This is a genomic window from Actinomadura sp. BRA 177 (assembly GCF_013372625.1).
GTDB lineage: Bacteria > Actinomycetota > Actinomycetes > Streptosporangiales > Streptosporangiaceae > Spirillospora.
This window is the reverse complement of the sequence record NZ_JABXFD010000678.1, coordinates 1-832: the sequence shown is the minus strand read 5'-3', so window position 1 is coordinate 832 and position 832 is coordinate 1. Positions and strand designations below refer to the sequence as shown.

General features: G+C 75.6%; 1 protein-coding gene. It reads right to left on the bottom strand.

Annotated features, from left to right (window positions below):
* The coding region (locus tag HUX53_RS37720) for a hypothetical protein (RefSeq protein WP_176408063.1) at positions 1–756 on the bottom strand (756 nt) is incomplete at its 3' end.
* Positions 757–832 lie beyond the last annotated feature (76 nt).

Genomic DNA, 832 nt, shown 5'->3' with positions numbered 1-832 from the left:
TTCTCGTGGGCTGGGAGTGGTGTAGAAGGGCCGGCCGCCCGGCGCGGCCGGGCGGGGGCCGGTCAGCCCGGCGACGATCTCCTGCAGGTCGTACAGCGCGAGGCGCAGGTACTCGCCGGGCGCGGTGTCGCGGACCATCGGGGTGGCGTATTCGGCGGGGCAGCGGCGCCGCCACTCCTGCAGGACGGCGTTCGGCCCGTACCGGACGGTGGCCAGGTCCTGGTTGACCGTGCGCAGCGACGCGGCGGTGATCGCGGCGAGCGCGTCGGCGCCGGGCCGGAACCGGGGGTCGGCCTGCAGCCCGGCGGCGACCTCGTACATGACGCGGGCGATGTGGGCGGCGCCGCCGCCGTCGCCGGCGCCGAGCCGGTGGATGTAGTAGCCGGCGAGGGTGGCGAAGTCGGGCGGCATCATCCAGTGCAGCCGGTCCGCCGGGGTCGTCAGGAACGGGATGAACGACTCGATCAGCGGGTGCTCGGTCAGCGCCACCGGGGACCCGGCGCACCACAGCAGCGCGCCCCACGCGGCGGCGACGGTGCTGGGCGTGCCCGGCTGGAACATGGGGTCGCGCTGGGCGAACTGCTGCGGGTCGACGGCCAGCGCGGTGGTGAGGGCCTGGGAGATGCGCGCCACGACGGCGGTGTCGGGGACGGACCCGAGGAACCCCAGCGGCGCGACCCGCCCCGCCGAAAGGTCGGGGCCGGTGGGGAACAGCTGCGGCGGGACGGGCGGGGTCCCGGGGCAGGTGGTCCTCACCGGCCCGGACATATCGGGGGGGGGCCGGGGGGAGCCGGGCTCGTGTACACAACACCAGGACCACGAAGAGAGCAAA